Origin of the sequence: Streptomyces africanus, from assembly GCF_002150735.1 — a bacterium.
Lineage (GTDB): Bacteria > Actinomycetota > Actinomycetes > Streptomycetales > Streptomycetaceae > Streptomyces > Streptomyces africanus.
This window is the reverse complement of sequence record NZ_MUKA01000005.1, coordinates 1-7,460: the sequence shown is the minus strand read 5'-3', so window position 1 is coordinate 7,460 and position 7,460 is coordinate 1. Positions and strand designations below refer to the sequence as shown.

Sequence of the window (7,460 nt, the reverse complement as noted above, 5' to 3'; positions counted from 1 at the left end):
CGGTGGTCACACGGCGGGTGCCCCGCCGTGTGACCACCGTGCTACGGGATGCGCTCGCCATCAACTGCCTTTGTAGCCGATGTCGGCGAGCACCTGGTCCATCACCTGCGAGTAGGCCGTGGTGCCCCTGCTCTTCGGATGGAAGGACTCAAGGCTCGCGCAGATCCCGTTACCGGATACGGGAATACAGGGAATCTGGTTGGCCGGGTCTCCCCGGTGGAAGTCGCCGTCACCGTTGGGCCCCGCCACGATGCGGTTGATCCACTCGTCGCTGTCGCAGATGCCGTGCCCCTTGAACGCGGGGATGGCATCGGCGAACGCCACCTTGATCCCGGCCTTCCTCAGCTCCTCCGCCTTCGCCTTCTGCTTGTCGCGCACGTAGTCGGCCAGGTAGTTCAGGTCGTCGAAATCGGCCGTGAGGCACGGGGAGTCACTGACGAGGTGAGGGTAATTCATGAGCACGATCTGTGCGTTCGGAGCGGCGGCGGCGATGTCGCTGATGAGGCCGCCCGTGTCCTGTACCGACTGGTCGACGTTGGCCGTGTAGTCGTTCCTGTCGCACACGCCGATGATGTAGCACTTGGTGACTGCCTTGGTGAAGTTGTCGCCGTCGTTGCCGCCGATGGTCAGCATGACCAGGCTGGTGTCCGGGCTGAGAACGCCGGAGTCGGTCTGGCTCTTCTCGTGGAAGTTCCCGATCTTCCCCCAGGGCGTGGGGTTCCCCGATGTCAGCTGCCACGTATGCGCTCCTGAGCAGCTGACGTTCTGGAAGTCGATCGAGGAGTCGTTCTTGTCGGCGAGTTCGCCGATGGTGGAGCTGTTGAACGGCAGGATCACCTTCCGGGGCCACGCATTCGCGCTTCTGCGGCACGCGTTCCACTGCGACGTGCCGTGGCTGGTGTCGGACTCGGGCGAGTAGTCGCCGGCCCCTTCGCCGGAGGTGTAGGAGTCACCCATGGCGACCACCATGTGTTTCGGCTTCCCGGAGAGCGGCTGGACGGCGATGGCGTCCCACGCGACGTCGTCGTCCGCGGTGCCGTCGTCCGTGGCGTTGGACAGACTGACCGTGGGTGTGCCGTTGAAGCGGTACACGCCCAGGGGGACCCAGGTGTTCGCTCCGTGGTGCTGGTTGAGGTACCGGTCCCGTACCCCGCCCGCGGTGCCGCCGATGGTGTAGTGGGCTTGCTGGGTGTGCGCGCCGGTGTCCGGGAGGTGGACGAGAACGCGGGCCCACTGGTTCAGGCTCTTGCCGAGGCGCCACGTGCCGTCGACGGTCATGCGCCCGCCACTGCCGCCCAGGTGACCGGCGTCGCGGGTATGGGCGTACCAGAAGTGTCCGCCGAATCCGCCTCCGATCTGGTGCAGGTCTCCCTTGGCCTCGAAGGGCCCGAGGCCCGGCCCGGTCGCCGCCGGGTTCGGGTGGAAGGTGAACGTGAAGGTGCCGGAATCGGTGCCGCTGGACCCGCAGGCGCTGTAGGTCTCGGTGCTGTCGGGTACGGACTCCACGACCAGCGCTCCGGAGGGAAGGCCGTCCTTCTCGCACCGGGGGGTGCCGTAGCGCAACCGGTAGCCGCGGCCCGGCTCCTCGCGCAGCGTGACGTACTTGATGTTCTCGTTGCCGCAGTCGTTGGCGCAGTTCCTCTTCCAGGTCACGTTCGACCCGCGCCACCAGTACTTCTTGTAGCACTCCGCGTCGGGGCAGTCCGGCGGGCTCGCGGAATTGCAGTTGTTGCTCGCGTTGCAGAACGCGTCCAGCGGAGGCTTGACCAGGTCACGCTGGCCCTCGGTGACCCACCAGGCGGGGCGGAACCCGGCGCTGGAGAAACCGGTTTCACCGGGCCAGTCCTGCCGTCCGTCGGTGGAGTAGGAGTAGCCGGTGTCCATGGACCAGGCGGCCCAGCCCATCACCTTCTCCTGGTACGGCCAGTTCTGGGGCTTCGCGGCGTCGTGCGGGTCGGACATGAACGGGAACCGCGAGGGCGGGTAGAACGGGTTGGCGGGGTTGTTGTACCAGCCCAGGCCCCACGGCTTGCCGTCCCCGTTGTTCGGGTTGAAGCCGAGGTTGTAGTTCCACAGGGCGGCGAACCAGTTCTCCGGCTTGGACGGGTCGTCGTTGTTGACGGTGATGGTCTGCCCCGTGGTGTGCAGCTGGTTCCACTTGTCCGCGAGGATGTACATCGACGCGGCGATGTTGACCGTGTAGTCCAGCGCGACGCCCTTCTGCTTCGCCGGAGAAAGGGACGTCTCGTCGGGCTTCTCCAGGCCGGCCAGGCGCATCCCGTCCGTGACCTGGCCGACGCCGTAGCCACAGTCCGATTCATGCCAGTTGATCCGCCAGTACGCCTCGGACGTCTCACCCTTGTGGCCGTAGAACCCGGCGATCGCCGCCAGCGGGTTGCCCATCTGGCCGGGGATGGTGCCGCCTTCGGCCTGCCACAGGTTCGACTCCTGCGCGAGCACGCCCAGCAGCACCTGGGCGGGGATACGCGCATCGGCTTTCCCCTTCAGCGTCGGGGGAGGGAACAGGCCCTGCGGGTCGACGGTGCCCAGACCGGACTGCGCCCGCCAGCCTCCCTGCTTGATCCACTTGGCGCGCAGTTCCCCGCGGATCGCCATGTCGACCGCCCACTCGACCTGGTTCGGGGTCGGCTGCAGGGCGAGCGCCTTGACGTCGTTGCGGGGGACGGAGCACCAGCGGTCGGTGTCCACCGGATCGTGCGCCCGCGCGTCATCGGCGGCTGCGCCCCGCCCGCTCTTGCCCGATGTCGGCCTGCCGGGGGCCGCGAGGGCGGGTGAGAAGGACTCCTTGCCCTTGGCGCCGGTCGTGTCCGGCACCGCCTGGGCGACCTTCCGGCCCGTGGTGGTCGCGGTGCTCGTGATGGTCAGCGGCGCGGCACCCGCCTCGGTGGGGTTCTGCGACACGGGGGCCCCGGGGGAGGGTTCGGCCTTGGTGAAGCCCTTCCCCGCGTTCTTGATGCGCTCCAGGCCCGCGTGCACACCGGGCATGAGGACGGGGTCGACGGCCAGTCGGCCGAGGTGGGAGACGTCGGCGTCCGCCGGGGCGTTCAGACGGGTGACGCCGCTGCCGGCGAGGCGGGTGCTCTTGGCGTCGCCGGTGAGGAACGCCCGGCCTTCGGCCCCTTGCTTGAGCGACAGGTCTCCGAGCTTGCCGGAGGCGAGGGTGGACGGCTTGCCGCGTCCCTTCCACAGCTTGGCCCGGGCGGTGTCGCCCGCGCGGTCGAGATAGGCGACTCGTCCGTTGCTCAGAGGACGGATGTCGAAAGGGACGTTGTCCGTGGCGACCAGGTTGTTCATCGTGCCCGACCGGTCCACGTGCACCACGTGACGGCCGTGCGCCGCGACCACGCCGTCCCGTACGGGTGTCGGCGATGTCACTTGCCCGGTCGTGACGGTCTCACCCGTCGTCCTTCCGCTCGTGTCGACCGTGACGAGCCGGGTCTTGCCGTCCCGATAGGCGCTGAACACCGCTGTGCCGGCGTCCGTGTTGCAGGACGGGTCGAAATAGGCGAGCGAGGCCGTGAAGCCGAGCTTGGTGACCTTGCCGTCGTCCACGTCGACGACGGCGGCGAACGCGCCTCCCTGCATGAGATCCGGTCGGTTGGTGAAGGCGCGCGGAGCATAGATCACGGCAGCGTGTCTTCGGTCCATGGCGCACTCGTTGCCGATCCAGGTGTCGGCCTGCATGCCCGGTTCGGCGAGTACGGCGGTGGTCTTCCACGCGTAGGCCGTGCGGCTGTCCGCGACGAGGACCTTGAGCCCGGAGGAGTCGGCCGCGGTGGTGACGGCCCGGTCCGGCGACGTCTTCCAGCCGCGGCCGAGCTTCTCATCGGGGTGGGTGACCCGGCCGGGTGGTGCCGGGGACGACGTGCTCGCGCTCGTGCTCGTCGGAGCGTCGGCAGGTGCGGCGGTCGCAGGTGCAGCGTGTACGAGGCTGACGAGGACGGCCGCCGAGGCGAGGGCGGCGATGTGGGCCCCCAGCCGTTTCGGCATGCTCAACGTGTGACCTTTCCTTCCGGTGTACGGCAGCGGAAGGCCGCCACAGCCGCTGCCCCGATGGGACGGCGGACACGGCTGCGGCGGCCTGATCGCTCAGCCGAGGGCCTGTCCGGGGTGCTCAGCCGAGGACGGCGTCGCTCTTCGCCCGGATCGTCGCGTTGAGGGCTTGGGCCTTGGCGAGTTCCGGCCCGCGTTCGCTGATCAGGGTGCGCTGTGCGGCGACCTCGGCGTCGTGCCACACGGAGACCAGGTCGGTGCTGCTCTTGCACTGGGTGTCCGCGACCGCGACCTGCTTCTCCTTGGGGCCGGCGGTGTCCCCGGTGAAGGAGGCGTCGTTGTTCGCGTCGATCGGGGACTTGTACGCGAAGTTCTTGGAGGCCATGCACGCCGACCAGCGGGCGAACACCGCCGCGACCTTCGGGTCCTGCAAGGACTTCTCGTAGGAGAGGCCGTCGAGTTCCTCGACCAGCGTGTCGTCGAGGTACGTCTCGCTCTGCCCGCCGGTGAGCTGGTCGAGCGCCTGCCCGTAGCAGCCGTCCTCCGGGACGGGCTCCCCGGCGCGGGCAGTGCGGACCTTCTTCGGTTCGCCGTCGAGCGCGGCTTCCTCTTCCGGGGTGAAGTGAGGCTCTTCGCCGCCGATGGCGGCCACCCGGGCGTGTCCGCCGAAGTCGGGGCGGTAGCCGAGGCGTTCGGCGTCCTGCTGGTCGTACGTGCCGTAACGGAGGTCTTCGTGCTCTTCGATCTCCTCCGAGGTGCCGGTCGACGGGGTGAAGGCGAAGGAAGTGAAGCCGACGTCCTGCATACAGGCGGTGGTCAGCTGCCACAGGGCCTGCTGACTTCTCTCGTAGTCCTCGGGGCTGAGCTGGTAGGCGTCCAAGGGGAGACTCATCGCGGCCACGACGCGGGTGGGAGCGCCCTGGACCCGGTCGCCGGCCGTTGTGGCCGACTCCGCGGAAGGGCCGGTGCCCTGGCTCGAGCAAGCGGACAGTGCGAGCGCTCCCACGGCGAGGGCGGCGGCTATCGGTGCGGTCCTGAACAAACGCATGGGGGGTCCTTCCGGGGTCAGTGGCCCCCGCCGCCCTCGTGGCGGGGGTACCAGTTCGTGGAGGAGTTCTTGTTCTTCAGCGCGGAGGTGAGGTTCTTGCGGGCCTGCGGCTTGAGGGAGTTGAACGGCCCCTTCCACCAGCGGTCGCGGTGGACGCAGTACGCGGTACTGCGGGTGCGGGAGTCCCAGGACGCGGCCTGGTCTTCGAGCTTCTGCCCCGCGCCGGGGCCGGAGCCGGGTTTGAAGACCTGGGCGTCGAGGTTGTAGCCGCCGTCGCCGATCGTGGCGAGCGCCCCCTGCTGGTTGGAGTTGTAGTAGAAGCACGCCATCCGGTCGTAGCAGCGATGCGTGGGGGCGGCGGACGCTGTCGGGGCGGCGACCAGGAGCGCCGCGCCGGTGGCGGTGGCCAGGAGAACAGCGGACAGCTGACTTCGTATCACTTCATTCCTCCCGTTTTGATGACTGATGGCAGCCCGCTGAACCTGCCGTTTCCGGTTCAGCAGGCAGCGAAGGTCGGTTCAGTGGGCAACGACGATTGAGTGAATCCGCGTGCTGACGTGGACGCGGTCCCCGAGCTGTGGGGCTGTGGAACCGGGTGGTCTGGCCCGATCCCTCCCCGAAGGCCCGGTCACTCTAGGCACAAGGCGATCACCAGCAACATGGCTTGATCTGGGCATGGCAAATATCCGGCCCTGCTCGCGCGGGCATCCGGAGGAAGAGCGCACCACCAGGTGACCTGTGAAGATCCTGTGAAGCGGAACGGTGGGCCGCGGGAGGTGCGAGCGGCAGATTGGCCGGTTTCCCTACGGCGGCGTCAGCGCCTACCGGGACGGCGGCGCCCCCACCGAGTCGCGCACCACCACGTGCGTGCCCAGCAGCAGGTGTTCGTCCGGCGCGCCCGGCGTGTGGTCCAGGGCCGTGCGGACGGCGAGGCGGCCGAGTTCCTCGTAGGGGACGTGGACCGTCGTCAGGGCGGGGTGCAGGTCACGGGCGAAGGGGATGTCGTCGTAACCGGCGAGGGAGACGTCGCCGGGGACGGTCAGGCCCGCCTCGTGCAGGGCGGTGAGGGCGCCTGCCGCGACCATGTCGGTGGCGGCCACGACGGCCGTGAAGTCGAGGTCGTCCTTGAGGGCTTGCTGCATGAGGCGGTGGCCCGCGTCGCGGGTGAAGTCGCCGTGCAGAAGGAGGGCCGGGTCGGGCGTGAGGCCCCGGGCCCGGTGGGCCGCGAGATAGCCGCGCTCACGGCCCAGGGCCGTGGTGTGGTCCGCCCGGCCGCCGAGGAACAGCACCCGGCGGTGGCCCTGGGCGAGGACGTGGGCGACCAGGGTGTAGGCGCCGCCCTCGTTGTCGTACTCGATGACCGTCACCGGGGCGCCGGGGTCCAGCGGCGGCCTGCCGCACAGGACCAGGCGGGAGCCGGCCGAGGCGAGGGAATCGGCCATGCGGTGGGTGCGTTCGCGGTACTCGGGGGTGTCGGCGGTGCCGCCGACCAGGATCACGGCGGCGGCGCGCTGGGCGCGCATCATCTCGACGAACTCCAGCTCGTGCCGCACGTCGCCCTCCGTGCTGCACACCAGGCAGAGGTGGCCGAGGCGGGTCGCCTCGCGCTCGACGCCGTGGGCCATGTGCGCGAACGACGGGCCGGTGATGTCCTCCAGCACGAACGCCAGCGTGGGTGTGCCGACGCCCGCGACCGCCTTCGCCCGCGCGTCCGCGACGTAGTCCAGTTCGCGGACCGCCCGCATCACACGTCCGCGCGTCGCCGCGCTCACCGGGTACACACCGCCGAGCACCCGGGACACCGTCGACGCCGAGACCCCCGCGCGGGCCGCCACGTCCCGGATGGTGCTGCGGCTCGCGTCCCCGCTCTTCCTCGTCATGACTGCCTCGTCTCTCCCGGGCGCCGGTCCGCACCCACCCCTCGGGAACTGCGGCAACACCGTGGCAACCGGTTCCCTCGACGGAGGCTAGCAGTGGGGAGGGGAGGCGAGGAGGGGTGTGCGCGCACTGGTGACCCCGTGGTCGGGCGGACCGGGGGCCCGTTGGGGAGCGCCTCGCTCCTATGCCGCCCCCAGCGTCCCCGCGATGCCCGCGATCGCCTCCGGTCCCACCCGGCAGCAGCCGCCGATCAGACGGGCGCCGGACTGCTGCCAGCCCTGCACCTGGCCGGCGGTGAAGGTGGCGCGGCCGGTCCAGGCGCGGGCGTCGGCGTCCCAGGTCTCACCGCTGTTGGGGTAGACGACGACCGGCTTGCCCGTGACCCGGGCGGCGATCGCGGCGGCGGTGTCCGCGTCCTCGGGCGCGCAGCAGTTCACGCCGACCGCGATCACCTCGTCCGCGTCGGCGGCCAGGGCGAAGGCCTCCTCCAGCGGCTGCCCGGCGCGCGTGCGGCCACCGG

The 7,460-nt window shown here is 70.0% G+C and carries 5 protein-coding genes; all 5 read right to left on the bottom strand.

The features are described from left to right. Nucleotides 1-60: 60 nt before the first annotated feature. Nucleotides 61-4,011, bottom strand: a complete 3,951-nt coding sequence (locus CCL05_RS01475) for an SGNH/GDSL hydrolase family protein (protein ID WP_086558635.1) — start codon at nucleotides 4,009-4,011, stop codon at nucleotides 61-63. Between the two features lie 124 nt (nucleotides 4,012-4,135). Continuing rightward, nucleotides 4,136-5,062, bottom strand: a complete 927-nt coding sequence (locus tag CCL05_RS01470; RefSeq protein WP_143589796.1) for a hypothetical protein — start codon at nucleotides 5,060-5,062, stop codon at nucleotides 4,136-4,138. A gap of 17 nt (nucleotides 5,063-5,079) precedes the next feature. Beyond that, nucleotides 5,080-5,502, bottom strand: coding sequence for a hypothetical protein (locus CCL05_RS01465; protein WP_086558633.1), 423 nt, complete (start codon nucleotides 5,500-5,502; stop codon nucleotides 5,080-5,082). Between the two features lie 381 nt (nucleotides 5,503-5,883). Further along, nucleotides 5,884-6,942 (bottom strand): LacI family DNA-binding transcriptional regulator, encoded by a 1,059-nt coding sequence (locus CCL05_RS01460; RefSeq protein WP_086558632.1) that lies wholly within the window; start codon nucleotides 6,940-6,942, stop codon nucleotides 5,884-5,886. A 180-nt stretch (nucleotides 6,943-7,122) separates the two neighbouring features. Continuing rightward, on the bottom strand, nucleotides 7,123-7,460 hold a 338-nt coding region (locus tag CCL05_RS01455; protein ID WP_208641309.1), incomplete at its 5' end, for a homocysteine S-methyltransferase family protein.

Coding starts and splice junctions, on each gene's coding strand:
- CCL05_RS01470 (WP_143589796.1), bottom strand. CDS start 5,062: ATGCGTTTGTTCAGGACCGCACCGATAGCCGCCGCCCTCGCCGTGGGA.
- CCL05_RS01460 (WP_086558632.1), bottom strand. CDS start 6,942: ATGACGAGGAAGAGCGGGGACGCGAGCCGCAGCACCATCCGGGACGTG.
- CCL05_RS01475 (WP_086558635.1), bottom strand. CDS start 4,011: ATGCCGAAACGGCTGGGGGCCCACATCGCCGCCCTCGCCTCGGCGGCC.